A 20,900-nucleotide genomic window follows, 5' to 3' on the forward strand; every position below is an offset into this window, starting at 1 on the left:
CCGCAGGACACTCCAATGCTAAGAGCAGCTTCCATTCGATTACTATCAGCAGCGGCAACGCTGCTGATAGCCTCCTTCATCATCTTCACCGCCTTGCATTACTCGCCGGGCTCGTCGGTAGCCTTCATTCTCGGTGGCAGCCAGAACACGGCGACACCGGAGCAAATCGCGTTCATAGAACAACAATATGGTTTGAATGATCCGCTTTTGACGCGCTATGGCAAGTGGCTTCTCCACGCGCTTTCGGGAGATTGGGGCCAGTCCTACTCAATGCGTGAGAATGTCTGGGCGGTTATTGCCAGCCGGTTGCCCACAACCTTTGGACTGATCGCTCTGGCATCGCTCTTCAGCATAAGCCTTGGCATGCTGATAGGCATCCTCTCGTCCATCGGCGGGCGGTTCGTCAGCATGGTGATGTCGATCATCACCACCATTGGTTTTGCCACTCCGGGCTTTGTTGCTTCCATCGTTCTGGTGACGTTTTTCGCTGTTCGTTTGAACTGGTTTCCGGCTCTCGGTTCCGGTGAAGGATTTGCCGACGGATTGTGGCACCTCGTTCTACCGTCGATCGCGCTCGGCTTGACCACCTGTTGCATTGTCGCGCGTATCACGCGAGTTTCCGTCAGCGATGAAATGAGGCGTGAACATGTACAGACCGCAATCATACGCGGTGTGCCGTCCCATCTCGTGCTGATCCGGCATGTGCTACGTAATGCATTGATCCCGATTGTGACGATTGCCGGCATCAGCATGGCCACTATGGTTGCAGGAACGGTGGTCATTGAGTTCGCCTTTGGTTTGCATGGGGTCGGCACGCTGCTCATCGCCGCAGTCCAGCAAAAGGACGTTCCCATCGTTCAGGCCGTTTCCACACTTCTGGTTGGTACTTACCTGCTCGTAAATTTCGTTGTCGATCTTCTTTACATTGCCATTGATCCGAGGGTTCGCCTTGAAAACCGCTGAAGCCATAAACAACCACGTCGACACAGAGCAGCCCAATCTCGCTTTCAAAATCCTGTCGCAACTCGGCATCCTGGGGGTCATCGCGGTCGTGGTGCTGGCACTCGTCTGTCTGATTGCAATCTTTGCGCCATGGCTTGCACCACACGACCCGCTAGAAATCGATATTATCAACACCTACGGCGTTCCGAGTGAAGTCAACCTTCTCGGCACGGACGCACTCGGTCGGGACATTCTTTCGCGTTTGATCTGGGGAAGCCGCACGGCATTGCTCGGACCGCTCGCCATTGTCTTTCTATCGGGCACCGTTGCGATGATCATGTCGATGATCGCCGCCTGGAACCGTGGCTTCGTCGACATACTGATCAGCCGGGTCATTGATATTCAGTTCGCGTTCCCAGCTATTCTTTTGACCTTGCTCATCACAGCCACGTTTTCCAGCGGTTTCTGGCCTGCCGTTGTGGCGTTGAGTCTTGCATCTGTGCCCCATAAGGCAAGGCTCTTGCGCAGCACCCTGCTGCGGGAGCGGTCCCAGCCTTATATTGAAGCGCTGGAATCGCAGGGCATGTCGGGCCTTAGAATCTGCATCATGCATCTGTTACCGGCAATCTGGCCCTTCTTCGCAACGCAGCTCATCCTCTCATTTGGATATGCAACCGTCGAACTCGCCGCCATTTCGTTCATCGGCCTTGGCATTCAGGCACCTGCTGCCGATTGGGGTCTGATGGTCGCACAAGGACAGGCAGGGATCATCCAGGGCGAAATCCGGGAAGCTGCAACGGCTGGCCTCGCTATCGTCGTGGTCGTAACCGCCGTCACCATTATTGGCGACAGGTTGTCGCAAATCCAGCGTGAGGCTCGGTAATGCTGCTCGAAATCAACAATCTCAGCGTCGAGATCGCAACGCGGAACAGAATTCGTCCGGTTGTGGCCAACGTGTCGCTGACAATACGCGAAGGGGAATCCCTCGCGCTCGTCGGTGAATCCGGTTCGGGTAAGTCGATGACCACGAAGGCCATAACCCGTACCCTCCCCCATGGCGCCGTAGTCAAAGGCGAAATCAAATTCGCCGGCCGGTCTGTAACAGCTATGAACTCGCGGGAATTGCGCGCGTACCGGCAGCACCATGTAGGCGTCATTTATCAGGACCCGCGGGCACATATCAATCCGGTCCGGCGCATCGAAGACTTTCTCCTGGAAGGGCTTCAGCTCTATGATCGCAGGCCATACAATGTGTTGAGAACAGTGGTTGCCGACCTTCTTCGGGAGGTGGGGATTGCAGATCCGGAACGCTGCCTGAAAAGCTATCCCCATCAGCTTTCAGGTGGGATGCTTCAACGCGTTGCGATCACCGCCGCGCTGGCAACCGAACCCAAGCTGCTTCTTGCGGACGAGCCAACCACAGCTCTCGACGTCACGACGCAGGCAGAAGTTTCGGCCCTGCTTATGGAATTGCAGAAGCGGCGCGGCCTTGCCATCCTGTTCATCACCCATGACCTCGATCTGGCAGCCTCCATCTGCGACCGCACGGCAGTCATGTATTCCGGCGAGATCGTTGAAATTGGCACAAGCCGCGATCTCTATACGGCGCCGCGTCATCCCTATTCGGTCAAGCTTCTGGAATGCCGCCCAAGTCTGGAAGAGCGCGTCGAGCTCTTGCCGGTTTTGCCGGGAAGTCCAACACCTGCATATGAGGCACCTTCGGGTTGTTCATTCTCACCGCGTTGCGATCGCATGATGCAACCCTGCGTCGATGTGAAACCACGTCTTCAGCCAGTCGGTTCCAGCCACGTTTCCTGCCACCTTTATGACACCAAATATGGAGCGACCGATGCTGTCTGTCAGCGCCTCTAGTCCTGCGCTTTCCGCCCGCTCGCTTCGGAAAGTCTTTCACGTCAAGGCCGGGCTTGGCCGACGTCCACGCGAAATCATCGCCGTGGACAATGTTTCCTTCAATATTCCACCGCAGCAAAATTTCGGCATCATTGGTGAGTCCGGGTCCGGAAAATCCACGATTGCCCGCATGATGCTTGGGCTCGAAGTGCCGACCGAGGGCGAAATTTCCTTTTTTGGGACGCCCTACATACGCCATCGGCGAACTGCTGAAAGACTGGCGCATGCACGGCAAATCCAGATGGTGTTTCAGGACCCTTACAGCTCGCTGGACCCGAGACAAACCATTGGTGGTGGTCTGAAGGAGCTGCTGCGTCTGCACGGCGCCGATGACCATGCTGCCCGACATGAAAGCCACCGTCTTCTCGAACAAGTGGGATTGAGTGGACGGTTTGCAGACGTCCGCCCGTTGCAGCTTTCGGGCGGACAGCGGCAGCGCGTCGCCATTGCGCGTGCACTCGCGGTCAAGCCGCGTTTCATTTTGCTCGATGAAGCCGTCGCCTCGCTGGACGTATCGATCCAGGCGCAAATTCTGAACATGCTCGCGGAAATCCAGAAGGAAATGGGAGTTCAGTACATCCTGATTTCCCACAATCTCGCTGTCGTCCGACAACTAACCGATCTTTGCATCGTGATGCATCGCGGCAAAGTGGTTGAAGAAGGACGGACCGAGCACGTTCTTTTGAACCCCCAGCACGAATACACCATCCGGCTGAAGGAAAGCATCCCGACGCCTTCGTTTGAAATTTAAAGACCAGATCAGAAGGAATTTGAAAATGGCGGCTGTGAACAACGTGTTGATCGTTGGCGGCGGCGTGGGCGGCTTGTGCCTGGCCATCGTCTTGAAAACGCAAGGGATTGGCGTCGAGGTCGTCGATCTCGATCCACATCCATCCGGCTCGGGCATTGGTATCGGGCCTACGGGTCTGCGATTGCTCGACCGCTACGGCATCGCTTCGCAAATCGTGGCGCGGGGCACTTCCAGCAATTCGATCTTCTATGGCGACGCGACCGGCAAGCCAATTGCCGATCTGGCTTATGTCGCCAAGTCCGGCAACGGACTGCCTTCAAATGTGACACTCTCCCGCGCCGCATTGGCCGATGTTTTGATGAAGAACGCAACCAATGCTGGCATCTCCATTCTTGAAGGCGTGACCGTCGATGCTATCGAGCAAGGTGAGACCGCTGCAAAAGTTGGCTTGTCAGATGGTACAACACGTACCGTGGACCTAGTCGTCGGTGCCGATGGCGCTTATTCAAAAGTTCGCGAACTGACATTTGGCAAGGAGCTCAAGCCGGAATTTGGCGGGCAGGGTGTATGGCGTTGGATTGTGCCCAACAATATCGGCTTGACCGAAGGCATGACCCTGAAGGGTACAACGACCAAATTCGGCATATTTCCCCTGCCCGGCAATGAAATCTACGCCTATCTGATGCTGAACCTCAAAGAGAATATCTGGGTGACGCCCGAAAGCACGCGCAACCTGATGACCGAGCTTCTTGAGGAATACACAGAACCGTTCGCACAAGCCATTCGACCGACGCTGATCGAAAGCACCGCCTATATCTATCGGCCACTCGAGACGTTGTTCGTTACCGAACCATGGTATCGCGGGCGTTCCGTACTGATTGGCGATGCGGCACATACAATGACGCCGCATCTGGCAAGTGGCGGCGTCATGGCTGTCGAAGACGCCATCGTGCTGGCTGAAGAGCTCGCGGCAGAAGGCGCTCTCAGCGACGCGCTGGCTCGCTTCATGAAGCGCCGCTATGAACGGGCAAAGTTCATCTTTGACACATCTGTCCAGCTTTCTAAACTTGAGCAGCTCGGCAACGAGCGTTACCCAGACTACGCATCCATTCGTGGTAACGCACTCAAGGTGCTGGCCGAGCCTGTTTAAGCGCGATTGTGGTGAACGCAGTGTTTCAGGCAAGCTGCGTTCACCACCTCGAGTTAACGCCTGAAAGGCACCAGATCGACCATTGGGAAAGAACTGCCACAACGTGCACGCGACGGCATTGGATTGTCAGCCAGGAACGTGTTTCCGTTGAACGAATGGCACTGCTTACGGGCTCGTATGTTTGAGAGCTGTCGCCCATCTGGACTTTGCTTCATCTCCACCTGCAGTCCACGCGTCCAAGGCGAAGCAGACCGCCATAATGCTTGCCTTATCACCATAGATTGCGTGGTAATCCTCGATGATTGAGCTGACTTCAACGGTAGGAAGTTCATATCTGTCTATGAATACCGAACTGCTCATCCGGCGATTAAAACTCAATCCATAACAACGTTACTTGTTACCCAAAACATCGGTTTGGAATGCCTTTGGCCGAAGAGCCGCTGCCAGTCGTTAAGGGTTCCACTGGCAGCGGCGATAGGCCGGTCATTTGAAAGCGGGGTTGACCGGACCTAACAATTGGCCGTTACCACTTGATACGGAAACCGGCCTGTCCTTTGACGGAATAGCTATCACCAAAGTTATTCAGGCTGGTGTTAACAAGCCCCTCGCCATAGATCGAATATTTGTCGTCATTCCAGTTATAGGTGCCACCAATGCCGAGCCCACCCCAGATGCGTTCGCCACTGCTGGCAAAGCTTGCACCCGAAACATTGACTTTCGTACCTTCAAGAAACTCGTAGTACATATTCGCAATTCCGTAGATGTGTGCCCGATTGATAAGGCCGTTCGCATTTTGCCATGACGTTTCATGATCAAGTGTGAGGCCAAGGCGACCTTGCAGGCTGTCACCATCATCAAGGCTCACGCGCGCACCAAAAACATCCCGGAAACTGTCGAAATCTACGTTCGAGTAGACCAGCTGCGCCTGCGGTGTGATGGACCACTTCTGGTCAATTGCGATGCGCTTTCCGCTTTCAACGGACAGCGAGTAGCCAAAACCGTCATTGCCTTCAGTCAAATCTCCGTTTGGATTGGCACTCAGATCGCTTTTATACCATGTCGCCTGTGCCTGACCGTCAATATAGAAGCCGTTTTCACCATACCAGGTCAGTGTACCGCCAAATCCATAACCATCCGTGCGGATTTCTCCGTCGCCATATCCGCCAGCACCATAACGCCAGTCCGTATCGGTCCTGCCGTGTACATAATGGGCTGTAATGCCTGCGATCAGCTTTCCGCTTTCATTGTCTGCCAGCAATCCATCAATACCGGCTTGCAGTTTAAAGACATTTTGATTGAAATCCGTACCTGAAGTGGAGCGGCGAGGATCGATGCTGGTATGCGAACCTTCAATGCGCCCCCATATGCCGTTGGTGTCAATATAAGGCCCGGCTTCTTCGGGTGCTGCGTAAGGTGTCCCTACCGGATCTGCGCCCTGCGAAATTACCCTGTTGCCATTGCCAACCCAAAACCTGTTGCCAACACGCTGTTGCAGAGTGGGCAAACCGTTCAGACCAAGCAGCGCCTGAGGATAAGCTTCATAGCTTGGCACACCCGGCTGGTAGAGCGGAATGGTAGGAGGGACAGAGGTGGTCGGATCCGTTGGTTCGCCGGGATTGACTGGAACTGTAGGATCAACCGGCGTAGTGGGGTCGACCGGAGTTGTAGGATCGACCGGTGTTGTGGGATCAACGGGTGTTGTCGGTACCAAAGACGAACGCAAATACCAGTTACCGTCAGCTGGCGTGGCTACGCCACCCTGATAGAGACGATAGGCGTATGCGCCGCCTACAACAGCCTGATCGCCATCATAGGTCGTATTGCCCAACAGCGAAAATTGGGCAGCTGAATCGCCTGCAACGGCGATGATCTTGATGCCCTCAACGGTTGGTGCCCCGGTTCCGCCGACATTCGTCACCTGAACGCTGGACGTCCCCGATGAATCGCCGCTGATGATCAACTGATCCGTTAATGAGCTATCGTCGCCGAGAACGGTGTTAAACGCCACCGTACCGCCATTGCCGATATAATTACCGGTGACAGTCAGCGTGTTTCCGGCGCTATCGGAGCTCGAACCAAGTTTGATGACGCCATTGGTTTCATTGGTCAGATTGCCCACGATGCTTGCGGCTACACTATTGCCAGTGCTCAGGGTCAACAGGCCGGCATTGCTGGTGTTGCCAGTGAGACTGCTGCCATTGCCAAGGATGGTGGTTCCGGCATTGGAAATTGCTGCGTCGCTCGCGACAGATGCCGTCCAGTTTATGCCGTCGGCCAGTGTCAGTGCACTGCCGGAAGCAACAGAGATTGTCCCAACATCAGCGGTGTAGTTCACTGTAAATTCACCGGTCTGCGAAGCGGAGCCTACATTGATGGCCGAGCTGGTATTGCCAGTGACTGTGCCATTGACCGCACTACTGGTCCCCAGCAGATTCAGCGCTGCGCCAGTCAACTGGACATTGCCCTGAAGCACGCCGTAGTTGTCGATACCGTTGGAAATGGTGCCAAGGTTGTTAATGGAATAAGTTCCGCCGGTAATAGTGGCGCCAGCTTGGTTCAGAAAAGAAGTAACTACGCCCGATGTCGAAATATAGACGCCTTCGGTGTTTCCGGTAATTGTTCCGGAATTATCGATCGTTGTGTTGTTCGTGCGAACTATAACACCCCTGACACCCGTAATGGTACCGGTATTAATAAGCGCGCCACCCCTGCCGCCCGTATCATACTTAACACCCGCCGTACCGCTCGCCGACGTGGAACCTGTGATCGTTCCATTATTTGTTAAATTGCCGGTCGAACCGGTCTCAAATCGTACCGCGTCATTGTTGGAACTAATGATCGTTGCACCTGTTTCATTGGTGAACGTAAGATAGCCCGTACCGCCTAACCCTCTGCCTCTTGTTGAAATCAGACCAAAATTATTGCCGGTTACAGGGCCGCTGTCGACCGAGACACCATAATTCGCTGAAATAATGCTCCCAGTGCTCGACTGCAAAAATGTGCCCGTCGAACCAAAATAGACAGCGGTCAGGCCGGCATTGATGAGACCATTATTGATCACGCTGGAGTTCCCCCCAACGTAGATTCCGTCAGATGCCGACACCAGGCTGCCAGTGGTTTCGTTGGTAACCGTACCGGCACCGCGGATGATCACACTGGCGCAGAAACCTGCTCCGGTCCCGCAGGAGGTATTCGTGACAGTTCCGTAATTGGTGAACGTGGATGTGTTGGTGCCCGCAGCGCTGCCCAGGCTGATGCCGACAGATGGTCCAGAAATCGACCCGGAATTTGTCACCACCCAGTTTTGCGCACCATTGGCATTAACGCCCGTGGACGATGTAGCATTCACGACGGTCGTTGAAGGGGCGTCAAAATTAGATGATCCCGGGCTCAAGGTTTGAAGATTGATCGTTGATGTTGAGCTTGGAATAACGACTTGCGCTTCAGCAGAACCAGCACCGCCCATCATCGCCGCAACAGAAATCAGAGCCACATTCTTATACGAGTAGATGGTATTCAATAATTCTTCTTTGATATCAATGCGCTTGGATGAAATAGATTTCATGAAATGCGGCTCCGGCCCTTGAGGAAATCACGTTCTGGGCCGAAATATTCACGATATTTCTATATTTGCAATAAGTGGCGCGCAAAATTTCAACCGCAGAATGCATTTGATGCTTTTCCATTGCACAAAAGCCACAACAAGTTGCGTTATAACAATTCTATACTTAAGTTTAAAATATAGAAATTTGTACGAACTTGTATATACAACTGCCTCAAATTTGATCAGCGCGCTATTATTTTCACATCCGCAAAGCAGGTTGATTAACCTGATAAGCAATCCTTCTCAGTATAGATCTTTGAAAACCGCCAAATTCAACCCTTGCCAGAATCTTGACTTGAAAGAATGATCCAGATCGTGACAACGTTGTCATCTGGCATCCTGATATATTCTCATTTTCACTATCCCCAAGCGAAAACAGCGACAAATTAGCCCCACTCCGCCAAAACCTAACCGAAGCGGATCTGTTGTGGCTTTATTGACTCTGATTCCAGGTCAAGTGCTAACCCACCAATCCGAGACGATTCGGTATGCACACCACCCCATCAGTTTCCGGCGAGCATCTTTGCAAGCATGAAGCCGGAGCCCGCGCCCGTGCCAGCGCCGGGCCAAGTGGCGGCTCCGCACATGTAAAGCGAGCGGATAGGCGTCTTGTAGCGCGAGTAGCCCGCAATGGGACGGAACAGAAAATTTTGATCGAGATGGTGTGAACCACTTAGATTATCACCACCGATAAGATTGGCGTTCTCATACTCAAGGTCTTCAGGAGAGAAGACCGAACGAGCCCGGATCAAGCCGCCAATCCCGGGCGCATAGCGCTCGAGGATGGCAATAACCCGATCAGCATAGGCATCCTTCACACTGCTCCAATCCCTGCCAGCAATCTCGCCGGTGGCATCTCCTTTGATCTCCGCCGGGAGGACACGCACCTGCACCCAAAGAACATGCTTGCCCTCGGGTGCGCGCGTTGGATCAATGGCCGTGGGCTGGCCAACGACAAGCGCCGGCTCTCCCGGCAGCAATCCATCCATCGCTTCGGCGTAGACGCGTGCCATCATGGCGAGGTCGGGAGCAACATGGACATAAACGAAACGCTTGAGTTCCGCGCCCGCCGTCCAGTTTGGCAATTCGTCCATAGCAAGATGGATCATCATCGTGCCAGGTCCGGCACGAAAGGCATCTGTCGCCTTATGAACCTTCTGCGGGATGGCGGACGGGGGCAGCATGTCACCGCCAAAAAGCACTTTGGGGTTGAGGTTGGCTATCACCGCCCGTTTGGCATTTAACGTGCGTCCGTCGGACAGAACCACGCCCGTCGCCTTTCCAGCCTTGTCGAGCCTGATCTCTTCCACACGCTGACCAAGAATGAGTTGTCCGCCCTTCTTCTGCAGAAGTCCCACCATCGCACGAATGATCGTATCGGCTCCGCCCTTGCCGATGACCATACCGAATGCCTGATTGGCCATTGATTCAAGATAGGGAAACAGCGCACCGCCTGCAACGTCAGGCGCGAAGTCGAGATGCAGACCCCAGGCTGCCATCATGGCTTTGAGTTTGGGGCTTTCGAAATTCGCATCGAGAAAATCACGTGGTGTCGCCAGCAGAAGCTGTCCAATGCGCCAGAGGTTATCCATACCGAGCGCCCGGTAAGCCTTCCAGACTGTCTTCACTGCGGCCAGTGACGGCATCGGCGAGCCCAGCAAGCCGAAAATATGCGGCGCATTGCGCTCGAAATCAGACAGCATCTCTGCCCACGCCTTGGCATCGGCAGGTGACAGTTCTGCAATTTTGGCGTTCGTTACGGTTACGTCGCTGGAAACACCCAAGTGGGTGCCGTCGCGAAACACACTGGCAAAGCAATTTTGTGCGGGTACGAATTCGAGACCGTGAGCAGCGAGGTCTGCGGCGTAGCTTGCGTGAAAAGCTGATCCAGCGAACATCGACAAGTTCATGGCGGCCCAGTCATGACGGAAACCCGGCTCCGTCAGTTCCACGGTCTTCACCGCCCCTCCGGGTGACGCTGCAGCCTCCACAACAGCAACGCGCCAACCTTTTGACGCCAGATGCACCGCTGCAGCAAGACCATTGTGCCCTGCACCTACGACGATAGCATCAAACTCCATGTCGTTTCCGCTCATTTAGTCCCCCCAATTATTTTCAAATGCATATAACTGCGAAAGTCGACGGCAGCAGTGCCTCTGACGTCTCAGGCCCTGAAGCAAGCGCTTCCCGCGTGTGTTAATGGCTCCGAAGACACGATACATCGGAAAGCTCAACTTTGAGCGCAGGCATTTCATTGCATTCACATATGATATCTTTTAAGCTTCAAGAAAATTCATATCAAGCTTTTTAAAGAAGCGCATGAGGGGAAGTCCATGTCAGAGAATCCTTTGTTGGACTTCAGGGAACAGGCCTGTCGATACTCGCACTACTGACGATATAATCGATAAAAAACCGACGTGGCGCTGGCCAATGGCCAATTTCAGGGGAGCGACGAAACATGGTGACACATGACTATATCGTGGTCGGCAGCGGCATTAATGCACTAGTAGCCGCTGCCATGCTCGGCAAGAAAGGCAAGAAGGTTCTGCTGCTCGAGCGTAACGACCGGCTCGGCGGCTGCCTGCGCACCGAAGAGATCACTGCGCCGGGCTTCCACCACGATGTCATGGCAACGACAATGGTGCTCTTCTTGACCTCGCCTGCCTATGGCGCACTTGGCAAAGACCTGGAGGCACGAGGCCTCGAATTCGCTCATGCCGACCTGCCCACCGGCGTCGTACTGGCCGACGGGCGACATGCAATCCTGTCCAAAGATCGCAAAGCCAACATCGCAGCCTTCGACGCGCTCGCCGAGGGCGACGGCAAGTCCTTTGCCCGCGAGATGGACCGGATGGGTGCCGACGCACCGTTCATGTTCTCGCTGCTTGGCGGATCGCTCTGGTCCGGCGGCATCTTCAAGACAGTTTTGAAGGAAGCGTGGAAGCGCGGCCCCCGCAATCTCGCCGCATGGTTCGGCGAGGCGCTTGTCAACGGTCGCCATCATCTCGAAACCACCTATCGGTCCGATGTGATGCGCGGGCTCTTTGCGCCCTGGGTGCTTCATTGCGGCCTCAATCCGGAAAGCACCTATTCAGCAGCCATGCTCCGGGTCATCGGGTTTGCCATCGAACTCGCTGGCTGCCCGATTGTCAAAGGCGGCGCCGACAATCTCGTCAAGGCCTTCGCACAACTCATCAAGGACCAAGACGGCACGATCCGCACCGGAACGGATGTGGAGACAATAGTCGAAGGCCACAACGGTCAGGCCACGGGTGTCCGGCTTGCCAGTGGCGAGGTTCTGCAGGCGAGCAAGGGTGTCATTGCCTCTGTCACACCCAACCAGCTTTACGGTCGCCTTCTGAAGAACTCCAGCATACCGCTGCCCTCAGCCGTTGCGGATGGGCTACAAAGCTATCGCTATGGCAAAGGCAACATGCAGGTCCACTATGCACTAAAGTCTCCGCCGCGCTGGAAGGGCGGCGAGGAGCTGTCGAAAGTGGCGCTTTTGCACCTCACACCCGGCCTCAATGGTGTCTCGCGCGCCGCTAATGAGTGTGACCGCGGCATGTTGCCAGCGGTGCCAACCATCTGCGTCGGCCAACCAACCGCGCTTGACCCATCCCGCGCACCCGAAGGTCAGGCAATCCTCTGGCTGCAATTGCCTGAAACCCCACGACACATCGAAGGAGATGCGGCGGGAGTACTCGTTACGCCCGCCGATGGGCGCTGGACTGACGAACTGCGCGAACAATATGCCGACCGTATCGAGCGCATTCTCGCCCAGCACATCGAGGGCTTTGCCGAGACCATCATCGCCCGCAAGACCTATTCGCCAGCCGATCTTGAAGCGATGAACATGAACCTCGTTGGTGGTGACCCCTATGGTGGTTTCTGCGGCGTCGATCAATTTTTCATCTGGCGTCCATTCAAGTCGTCGGTCAATCACCGGACCCACGTGCCGGGTCTTTATCATATTGGCGCGTCAACCCATCCGGGTCCGGGATTGGGGGGCGGTTCGGGCATGCTGCTCGCGTGCTCGCTGAAATAGGATGCGGTATGACTGACGACTAGTTGGGGCATGCACCTGCCACACTTGCGGCTTCATCACCAAACCTATGCAGAATCATATTTCTTTATCTGCATATTCGTGAAGCCGCGAATACCAGCGCACAGAGCCAACACTCTCGACGATTGACGGGCGAAGTGGATAGAGTAACAATATGCATAAGCATATGGTTCGCCTTAAAATTGCTGTCAGAGTATACAATTCGCTTGCCAGCCAATCGGCGCTATTTTAAGATTAAAGTATTCCGAACAATAAATACCTTGGCGAGTGGGGGAACACTCAAAAAAGCCAGGGATCAGGGGAACGCGGAGCAAATCATGACTGAATTCACCCGTCGCCAGACGCTGGGTATGGGCGCTGCTGCCTTTTTTTCAAGCATACTGGCAGGGCGCGTGCCAGTGCAGGCATCAGAAGCCGACACGCTCACCATCGCTTTCAATGTCAATCTCCCGTCCTTCGACCCGACCGTCGGTCCGTCGGCGGTCAATCCGACCATCCAGGCAATCTATCGCTCGATTTTCGACCAATATATCGGCCAGGATCCCGATCTTAAATTTGTCCCGGGTCTGCTGACCGCATGGGGCTGGAACGACGACAAAACCAAGGTCTGGATGGATGTCCGCGAAGGCGTGACCTGGCATGACGGATCGCCGTTCACCCCGGAAGACGTGGTCTGGGCTCTGGAACGCGCCGCCAACGACAAGACCGGCAACCCGATCCAGTTCGTCTGGTCCACGGCTGGCAATTACAAGATCGAAGGCAACAAGATCACCGGCGACGTGCTGCGCTTCGAACCCACCTATTTCATGTGGATGGCTTTCCTCACCGGTTACATCCTGCCCAAAGCCTATTACGAGAAGGTCGGCGCGGAAGGTTTCGAGAAGAAGCCCATTGGTACTGGCCCCTATATGGTTGATGCTTATGAAGGCAACGCCTTCCTGCGGCTCAAGGCTAATCCCAACTATTGGGGCGGCAAGCCCGCTTTCGAGACAGTAATCTTCAAGTTCGTGCCCGATGGTACCAGCCGCGTCGCCGAGATCGAATCCGGTTCGTCCGATGTCACGCTGGAAATCCCCTATGAGGAATTCGACCGTCTGAAGGAAAAAGCAGGCCTTGCAGGCGTTGCGACCCCGATCTCCGATATTGGCATGATCTTCATCAACAATATCGAGGTTATGAACGACAAGAACGTGCGCTTGGCCGCCTGTCATGCGATTGACAAGGAAGCCATCGTCAAGCGCCTGCTGCGCGGTTATGGCGTACCAATCGATACGCTCGAAGCGCCGGAATACTCGGCCTACGATCCATCGATCAAGGTTCCCTACGACCCTGCCCTTGCCAAAAAGCTGCTGGCCGACTCCGGCTATTCGACCGACAAGCCCGTGAAGTTCAAGATCCAGACCACGCGGGGCCTGAAGCCGAAAGACTACGAAATGGTTCAGGCCATCGTGGGCATGTGGCGTAAGGTCGGCATTGAAGCCGAGATCGAGGTCTACGAAATCGCCAAGCATTATGAGCTGCGCGCTGCCGACCAACTTGCGCCCGCTGCCTTCTACAACTGGGGCAATGCAATCGGCGACCCGACCACCTCTACGGGATTTGCTATGTTTGGCCCCTCCCCGCATTCGGTGTGGAACACGGATGACCTCGACAACATGATCGCGCCGTTATGGGGCGAGAAAGACGAGGCCAAGCGCATCGCCGGCTGGAAAGCCGTCTGCAAGTATATTGCGGAGCAGGGTTACGTGCTGCCGTTGCTGCAATACGCACAGCCAATCATCTACAAATCGACGCTGAAGGCCATTCCGAACGTTTCGGGCGCACTGCAGCCGACCCTCATATCGAGGGCTTGATTGCGCGTTGCTGGAGCACCCAGTGTTCCGGTCTTCCCTTGCTAGATTGTTGTCCGGCTTCTTCAGCCGGACACGCTCGCATAGCATCCTTGTCTGCCTGCGTGAGGCTTCATACCCATGCAACTGCTTGCTCTTTCAATCCTGAACCGTCTGGTTCTCGCGGCGGTGACCCTGTTCGGGGTTGCGGTTGTGGTTTTTGTCCTCCTGCGCGTCGTTCCTGGCGACCCGATCGCTATGATGATTTCCCCGGGCGCTACCCCCGAACAGATCGCACAGCTTCGCGCGAACTATGGGCTGGATGGCAGTATCTTCAACCAGTTCAGTATCTGGCTAACGTCACTGCTTTCAGGTGATTTCGGTACATCCATCTCGCTGCGCCGCAATGTTTTGGAATTGCTTTCAGAACGCCTTCCGGCAACCCTTGAGCTGGCATTCGTCGCGCTTCTGTTCGCCATATTGCTCGGCACCGCCGTAGCTGTTGTCGGCACCCTCGTGCGCCGCACACCAGCCGAACCCGTCATAGATACCGTCAACGGCGTGGTGCTGGCTGTGCCGGACTTCGTCTGGGCACTGGCGCTTGTGCTGTTGCTGGGTGTGTTCTTCCCGGTATTGCCTTTATCCGGGCGCATCGACCCGAGCGTGCAGAGCGATTTCGCCACTCCTTTCTATCTTTTTGAAAGCTTGCTGCGCCTGCGTTTTGCCCAGTTCGCTGACATCGCCTCGCATATGACCATGCCAGTGCTGGCGCTTGGCTTACCGCTTGCGGCGATTATCGCCCGCGTGCTGAAGGAGGCGCTCCTCGAAGCCATGGTGCAGGACTATATCCTGCTCGCCAAGCTCAAGGGTATGTCATCGCTACGACTGGTGCTACAAGAAGCACTGCGCAATGCCGTTGGTCCGACCATCGCGCTAACCGGGGTCCAGTTCACCTTCCTGATTGGCGGCACCGTCGTCGTCGAGCGCATTTTCGCTTATCCCGGTATCGGGAATATGGCCATCGACGCCGTCATCAATCGCGACCTGCCGCTCATTCAAGGCCTTGTTCTGGTCTTCGGTGCGCTGTTCATCATTATCAATATCCTGGTGGACGCGCTCGTCGCCGCATTCAATCCGAGGCTGCGCCATGGCTAAGTCACTGCGCGCTGCGCTTTCCGAACCCAAGGTGATCCTCGGCGGCGGCTTTATCCTCTGTCTGATACTGGTCGCCATCTTCGCGCCCTGGCTCGCACCGAAGGATCCGCTCGAACAGGACCTGATGCTCGCCACCCTGCCCCCGGCAGGCTATGCGGGCGCCGAACCCGGCTTCTGGTTTGGCACCGACGATCTTGGCCGCGACGTGCTTTCACGCCTGATCCACGGCACGCGCATCGCCCTGCTCGTTGCCTTCGTCGCCGCAGGTCTTTCAGCACTGGTCGGCACTACACTCGGGCTACTCGCTGGTTGGTATCGCGGCTGGGTGGATGCCATCATCTCCCGCCTCGTCGATATTTGGATGGCCTTCCCGCCGGTCCTGCTATCAATCCTTCTGGTTGCGGTCTTCGGCGCGGGCGTTCATTCTGTAATCGCAGCCATCGTTATCATCGACTGGACGCGGTTTTGTCGCGTCGTTCGTTCGGAAACCATGGCACAGGCGCAGATGGACTATGTGACGGCAGCGAAGGTTCTCGGCTTCTCTCGCTTCAAGATTCTGATCGGCCAGATCCTGCCCAATGTTGGCCCGGTCCTGATCGCACTCATAAGTCTGGAAATGGGCATTGCCGTAATCGTCGAAGCCATTCTCTCCTTCGTCGGCCTTTCAGTCTCCTCCGATACACCGACTTGGGGCGGTATGATCGCGCAGGGTCGACAGATCATCTATCAGGGCTGGTGGGTGCTGGTAGCACCTCTCATAATGCTCTTCCTCACCGTTCTTGCCTTCAACCAGCTTGGCGACGGCCTTCGCCGCGCCCTTGACCCGATGATGCGCCGATGACCGCACCCCTTCTCTCCATCAATAACCTCTCGGCAGTCTCGGATCGGGATGGCGGCGCGCCCGTTCTTCGCGACGTCGCATTGACGCTCGAGCGCGGCGAGGTCCGAGGCCTCGTCGGAGAAAGCGGCGCCGGTAAGTCGACCATCGCCAAAGCACTGCTTGGCATCCTGCCACGCACGGTCCGCATTACCGGTGGTGCCATTGATTTTGAAGGCCGCGACCTGCTGACCATGCCCGCACCGCAATTGCGCCAGATCATGGGCAGCGAGATTTCGTTGATCCCCCAAGACCCGCAGACAGCGCTCAATCCCGGCCGTCGCATCGAGGCACAACTAACCGATGGCTTGCGCCTCAAGCGCGGCCTATCGAGCAAGGCCGCCCGAGAACGTGCGCTCGCCTTGCTGGAAGAAGTGCATATCCGCGATCCCGAGCGCGTTCTGCGTGCTTATCCGCATGAACTGTCGGGCGGCATGCGCCAGCGCGTACTCATTGCCTCAGCCTTTGCGCTCGAACCCAAGCTCGTGATTGCGGACGAGCCAACGACCGCGCTCGACGTGACCGTGCAAAAGCAAATCCTGCGCCTTATTCGCGGTATGCAGCGCGCTCATGGCACGGGGGTGATCTTCGTGACGCACGATCTCGGCGTCGTTGCCCAAATATGTGACAGCGTAACGCTGCTCTATTCCGGCAAGGTTATCGAGCAGGGCAGCACTGCGGACGTCCTGCAGCACCCCAAGCACATCTACACGAAAGCCCTGCTGGCAGCTGGCCCGCGCTACGACCGCCCCGATGCTGGCCTGGAGCCTGTGCCACAATCGGTGTTCGAGCAACTACGCGCCGAGATCGGAATAAATTGATGAGCAATATGCTTCTCACAGCTCGCGGCGTAGAGGTCGCTTACGGCGCTGGCGGACTTTTCAGCAAGTCCGTTGGCCATAAAGTGCTGCATGGCATCGATATCGACATCGAACGTGGCGAGACGATTGGCATTGTCGGCGAGTCCGGGTCGGGGAAGACTACGCTAGGCCGGGCGCTGTTGCGTCTCGTCGATACCTCCGCTGGCGAAATCCGGTTCGACGGACAGGATATCACCCGCCTGCCCGACAACAGAATGCGGCCTTTGCGTCGACGTATGCAGATGGTCTTTCAGGACCCGATGGCATCGCTCAATCCACGCCATTCCATTCGTCGTATCCTGGTGGAGCCAATGCTCCTGCACGGCTTGGCCAGTAACGCAGCTGAAGCCGAGGTTAAGGTACTCAGGATTCTCGACCGTTTCACCCTGCCCAAGGCTGTGCTCAGCCGCAACGCTCACGAACTGTCAGGCGGCCAACGTCAGCGTATAGGCATCGCCCGTGCCGCCCTTCTCGAACCGGACTTCGTTCTGGCCGACGAGATTGTCTCGGGTCTGGATGTCTCGACGCAAGCGCAGGTTCTCAACCTGTTGAAGGACCTGTCGCGGGACATGGGCTTGTCCATGGCCTTCATCAGTCACGACCTCAGCGTCATTCGCGCGATCTGCGACCGCGTCTATGTGCTTCGTTCCGGCAAGGTAGTCGAGGCGGGGGCCTGCGAACGGGTCTTCGCCAACCCGAAATCGGCCTATACGCGCGCGTTGCTCGATGCAATTCCGCTGCCGGAAATCGACCCAGATTGGCTCGAAGCGGAGGCATTGCCCCCACCCCCGTAATGCTTGAGCAGCCGCGCGAATAGCTTTGTCCCCCCCTGCAAGCCCTGCCGTGGTCGTGACGGAACCGTTTGGGATACGGGTCATGACCGACGCGGATCCTATGCGCCAGATTATTGACAGCGAATTGCCTTCAATCCCGAATTGATGTCAGTACCCGGTCGAAGTGAGCGATCTCTTCAATCGTATTGTAGTGCACCAGGGTTACGCGGAGAGCGCCGCTGTCCATGCTGAGCCCCAGCCTCGCCATCAGCCGCGGCGCAAACAGGTGACCGTCGCGGATCATGATACCTGCATCTGCCATGGCCTGAGCGACGTCGGCAGGCTGCTTGCCCGGCACGTTGAAGCAGAAAGTTGGCACACGTTCGGCAATGCGTGCCTCGTCTGACACCCCATAGATGATGGCACCATGCGACTTCAGCACCTTCAGAACAGAACGCGACAGCGTCGTCTCATAGGTCCTGATAGCCGTCATGCCAGCAACTAAATCGTCGCGACGTGACTGCACCGACGATGCCTCGAAATTACGGCCAAGCGCTTCCAGATAGTCAACCGCTGCCCCCATACCCACAGCATTTTCATAGGTGAAGGTGCCCACTTCGATCTTGTGTGGTGGCACGTCGGGGATGAAATCTTCCTTGAAAGTCGGCAGGGCTCTAAGCAACTCAAACCGGCCCCAGAGAAAACCCATATGCGGTGAGAAATTCTTGTAGCCGGAACAGACAAGATAGTCGCAATCCCAAGCCTGCACATCAATCAGACCATGTGGTCCATAATGGACGGCATCAAGGAAGACTTCCGCACCGGCAGCATGCGCCAATTCCGCGACGGTACAGACATCGACAAGCGACCCGATAGAATGCGAGGCCACCGTGACAGCTACCAGGCGTGTGCGATTGTTCAGCAGTGGCTTCAAATCATCGACATGCAGGTTGCCGTCCTCGCGCATCCTCCACCAGACGCATTTCACGCCCTGACTCTCAAGCGCAAGCCAAGTCGAGATATTGGCGTCATGATCCATATCGGTAATGATAATCTCGTTGCGCTGATCAATCATTTTGGCGATGCCCAGACTGACAAGCCGGATGAACGAAGTAGCGTTCATGCCAAAGGAAATCTCCGCCGGATCATAGGCATTGACGAGAGTGGCAACGCTCTGGCGCGCCTCAGCTATCGCCTGATCCACCGCGCGGCTCGATGCATATCGGCCTCCCCGTTGCACCATGCGATGCAGCATGTGGTTGCTGACGGCGTCGATAACGCCTTGAGGCACTTGTGCGCCTGCTCCATTGTCGAAGAAAACCGGATTGCCCGGCAGGGATAAAGCCGGAAAATGGGCGCGCGCGCGGTCCACCGGAAACGCTCCGGCGCTTTCAAAAGCTGTAGGCATCGAGATACTCCCAAACGAATGTTGGTGTCGCTTTCGCGGCTAGTGCATGATCTGCTGGAGAAAGGCTGCAGCTCGCTCGCTCTTAGGCGCCGTGAAAAAATCCTGCGGCTTGGCTTCCTCGCAGATCGCACCGTGATCCATGAAGATCACCCGGTCAGCAACGCGACGTGCAAAGCCCATTTCGTGGGTCACAACCAGCATGGTCATGCCGTCTTCGGCGAGCGCGATCATGGTATCCAGCACTTCGCCCACAGTTTCCGGATCAAGCGCGGAGGTCGGCTCGTCAAACAACATCACCTTGGGCTGCATGCAGAGCGACCGCGAAATTGCCGCACGCTGCTGCTGCCCACCCGAAAGCTGCGAAGGATAGCGGTCCGCCAGATGGCCTATGCGCACACGCTCGAGATATTTGCGGGCAAGCTCCTCGGCTTCCTTTTGCTGAATCTTCTTCACTGTCATCGGCGCGATGGTGCAGTTTTCCAGGATCGTCAGATGCGGAAAGAGGTTGAAATGCTGGAACACCATGCCAACCTCGCGACGGATTGCATCGAGCTGCGGGCCTTTGCCGTTAAGCTCTATGCCGTCGACGACGATCGAGCCGCTTTCGTGCTTTTCAAGCTGATTGATGCAGCGGATGGTTGTCGATTTTCCCGAGCCTGACGGCCCGCAAATGACAATGCGCTCGCCCCTCGCGACGGAAAGGTTCACATCGCGAAGCGCGTGATAATTACCGTACCACTTGTTGATGCCACTCATGATGATAGCTGGTCGGTCGGTCGTGTAGGCTGAGAACTTTTCGGTCATCGGGGAAGCCAGTCTTGTCGCGTTCAGCGCGCAGTCTTTGCAGTAGCACTGCGCTTTTCGAGATAGCCGACCAGACGAACCATCGGCCAGAGGAAAGCGAAATAGATGATCGCGGCGCCAATCAAAGGCGTTGGGTTGGCCATCAGCGCTTGTGTGTCGTTGGCCTGCTTAAGCAGGTCAGGCATGGCAACAACCGAAGCGAGCGCCGTGTCCTTGAAGGTCGAGATGCAATTGGAGGTCAGCGGGGGCACCATGACCTTGAGCGCCTGCGGCAGGATGATCTTGCGCATTGCCTGCCAGAAAGGCAGACCAAGTGAAACCGCCGCCTCGAACTGTCCCTTTGGCACATTCTCAATACCGGCGGGGCAAACTTCGGCAGTAAAGGCCGCCAAGACCATCGATAGCGCCAGCGTCGCCGAGGTGAAGGACGAAAACGAAATGCCGACGAAAGGCAGTGCGTAATAGATCAGGATCAGGACCACCAGAACTGGCAGAGCCCGAAAGATATCGATATAGCCGATGGCGATATATTGAAACGGTTTGGGCGCATAGAGGCGCACAAAGCAGAGTAGCAGGCCGAAAAGGCTACCGAAGAAAATCGCGGTTATGCCCAGCAGCAGCGTGTTACCCAGCCCGAGCAGCAGGATCGGAAAGGACCGGACGAGAATGTCCCAATTGAAAAACGTTTCGATCAGACCCATGGCACCAATCCGGAAATCCTGAGGTGGTTTGAGAGGCGGCTGCGCCAGACAACCGACGCAGCCACTCTT

The 20,900-nt window shown here is 56.1% G+C and carries 16 protein-coding genes; 11 read left to right on the forward strand and 5 right to left on the reverse strand.

Annotated features, from left to right (window positions below; translation table 11 throughout):
* The first annotated feature begins 15 nt into the window (after positions 1 to 15).
* From FGI60_RS05960 to FGI60_RS05980, 5 genes are read left to right on the forward strand one after another with little or no spacing between them, the layout of a single operon-like run.
* Complete coding sequence (locus tag FGI60_RS05960) at positions 16 to 963, forward strand: ABC transporter permease (protein WP_138784354.1); 948 nt, start codon at positions 16 to 18, stop codon at positions 961 to 963.
* On the forward strand, positions 950 to 1,825 hold the full coding sequence (locus FGI60_RS05965) for an ABC transporter permease (RefSeq protein WP_138784355.1): 876 nt from the start codon (positions 950 to 952) through the stop codon (positions 1,823 to 1,825). Before FGI60_RS05960 ends, FGI60_RS05965 begins: the two co-directional genes overlap by 14 nt.
* Positions 1,825 to 2,814 (forward strand): ABC transporter ATP-binding protein, encoded by a 990-nt coding sequence (locus tag FGI60_RS05970; protein WP_138784356.1) that lies wholly within the window; start codon positions 1,825 to 1,827, stop codon positions 2,812 to 2,814. Before FGI60_RS05965 ends, FGI60_RS05970 begins: the two co-directional genes overlap by 1 nt.
* Positions 2,792 to 3,604, forward strand: a complete 813-nt coding sequence (locus tag FGI60_RS05975; protein ID WP_138784357.1) for an ABC transporter ATP-binding protein — start codon at positions 2,792 to 2,794, stop codon at positions 3,602 to 3,604. Before FGI60_RS05970 ends, FGI60_RS05975 begins: the two co-directional genes overlap by 23 nt.
* Before the next feature lie 25 nt (positions 3,605 to 3,629).
* The gene (locus FGI60_RS05980; protein ID WP_138784358.1) at positions 3,630 to 4,754 is read left to right on the forward strand and encodes an FAD-dependent monooxygenase; all 1,125 of its coding nucleotides are present in this window, start codon (positions 3,630 to 3,632) and stop codon (positions 4,752 to 4,754) included.
* Between the two features lie 523 nt (positions 4,755 to 5,277).
* Here FGI60_RS05980 and FGI60_RS05985 read toward each other — a convergent pair.
* Both FGI60_RS05985 and FGI60_RS05990 read right to left on the reverse strand, forming a co-directional pair.
* Positions 5,278 to 8,319, reverse strand: a complete 3,042-nt coding sequence (locus tag FGI60_RS05985) for an autotransporter family protein (protein ID WP_138784359.1) — start codon at positions 8,317 to 8,319, stop codon at positions 5,278 to 5,280.
* Between the two features lie 542 nt (positions 8,320 to 8,861).
* A complete protein-coding gene (locus FGI60_RS05990; RefSeq protein ID WP_235889745.1) occupies positions 8,862 to 10,454 on the reverse strand; it encodes a phytoene desaturase family protein in 1,593 nt (530 codons plus the stop codon).
* 362 nt (positions 10,455 to 10,816) lie between these two features.
* Here FGI60_RS05990 and FGI60_RS05995 point away from each other — a divergent pair, with 362 nt between their 5' ends.
* The 6 genes from FGI60_RS05995 (at position 10,817) to FGI60_RS06020 (ending at position 17,939) form a co-directional block, all read left to right on the forward strand.
* Positions 10,817 to 12,406 carry a phytoene desaturase family protein gene (locus FGI60_RS05995; RefSeq protein ID WP_138784360.1) on the forward strand — a complete coding sequence of 530 codons (1,590 nt, stop codon included), beginning with the start codon at positions 10,817 to 10,819 and terminating at the stop codon, positions 12,404 to 12,406.
* Between the two features lie 335 nt (positions 12,407 to 12,741).
* The gene (locus FGI60_RS06000) at positions 12,742 to 14,277 is read left to right on the forward strand and encodes an ABC transporter substrate-binding protein (protein ID WP_138784361.1); all 1,536 of its coding nucleotides are present in this window, start codon (positions 12,742 to 12,744) and stop codon (positions 14,275 to 14,277) included.
* 123 nt (positions 14,278 to 14,400) lie between these two features.
* The gene (locus FGI60_RS06005; RefSeq protein WP_374843060.1) at positions 14,401 to 15,408 is read left to right on the forward strand and encodes an ABC transporter permease; all 1,008 of its coding nucleotides are present in this window, start codon (positions 14,401 to 14,403) and stop codon (positions 15,406 to 15,408) included.
* Positions 15,401 to 16,249 carry an ABC transporter permease gene (locus FGI60_RS06010; RefSeq protein ID WP_138784363.1) on the forward strand — a complete coding sequence of 283 codons (849 nt, stop codon included), beginning with the start codon at positions 15,401 to 15,403 and terminating at the stop codon, positions 16,247 to 16,249. The genes FGI60_RS06005 and FGI60_RS06010 overlap by 8 nt, the downstream gene beginning before the upstream one ends.
* Positions 16,246 to 17,106, forward strand: a complete 861-nt coding sequence (locus FGI60_RS06015; protein ID WP_138784364.1) for an ABC transporter ATP-binding protein — start codon at positions 16,246 to 16,248, stop codon at positions 17,104 to 17,106. The genes FGI60_RS06010 and FGI60_RS06015 overlap by 4 nt, the downstream gene beginning before the upstream one ends.
* Complete coding sequence (locus FGI60_RS06020) at positions 17,106 to 17,939, forward strand: ATP-binding cassette domain-containing protein (RefSeq protein ID WP_138784365.1); 834 nt, start codon at positions 17,106 to 17,108, stop codon at positions 17,937 to 17,939. Before FGI60_RS06015 ends, FGI60_RS06020 begins: the two co-directional genes overlap by 1 nt.
* 130 nt (positions 17,940 to 18,069) lie before the next feature.
* On the opposite strand, the gene FGI60_RS06025 is transcribed toward FGI60_RS06020, so the two are convergent.
* The 3 genes from FGI60_RS06025 to FGI60_RS06035 are packed head-to-tail and all read right to left on the reverse strand — an operon-like array spanning position 18,070 to position 20,831.
* Positions 18,070 to 19,326: a cysteine desulfurase-like protein gene (locus FGI60_RS06025; RefSeq protein WP_138784366.1), complete on the reverse strand. Its 1,257-nt coding sequence runs from the start codon at positions 19,324 to 19,326 to the stop codon at positions 18,070 to 18,072.
* 39 nt (positions 19,327 to 19,365) lie between these two features.
* Positions 19,366 to 20,130 (reverse strand): amino acid ABC transporter ATP-binding protein, encoded by a 765-nt coding sequence (locus tag FGI60_RS06030; RefSeq protein ID WP_138784367.1) that lies wholly within the window; start codon positions 20,128 to 20,130, stop codon positions 19,366 to 19,368.
* A 23-nt stretch (positions 20,131 to 20,153) separates the two neighbouring features.
* Positions 20,154 to 20,831 (reverse strand): amino acid ABC transporter permease, encoded by a 678-nt coding sequence (locus FGI60_RS06035; RefSeq protein WP_138784368.1) that lies wholly within the window; start codon positions 20,829 to 20,831, stop codon positions 20,154 to 20,156.
* Positions 20,832 to 20,900: the final 69 nt, after the last annotated feature.

Source organism: Brucella haematophila (assembly GCF_005938105.1).
Lineage (GTDB): Bacteria > Pseudomonadota > Alphaproteobacteria > Rhizobiales > Rhizobiaceae > Brucella > Brucella haematophila.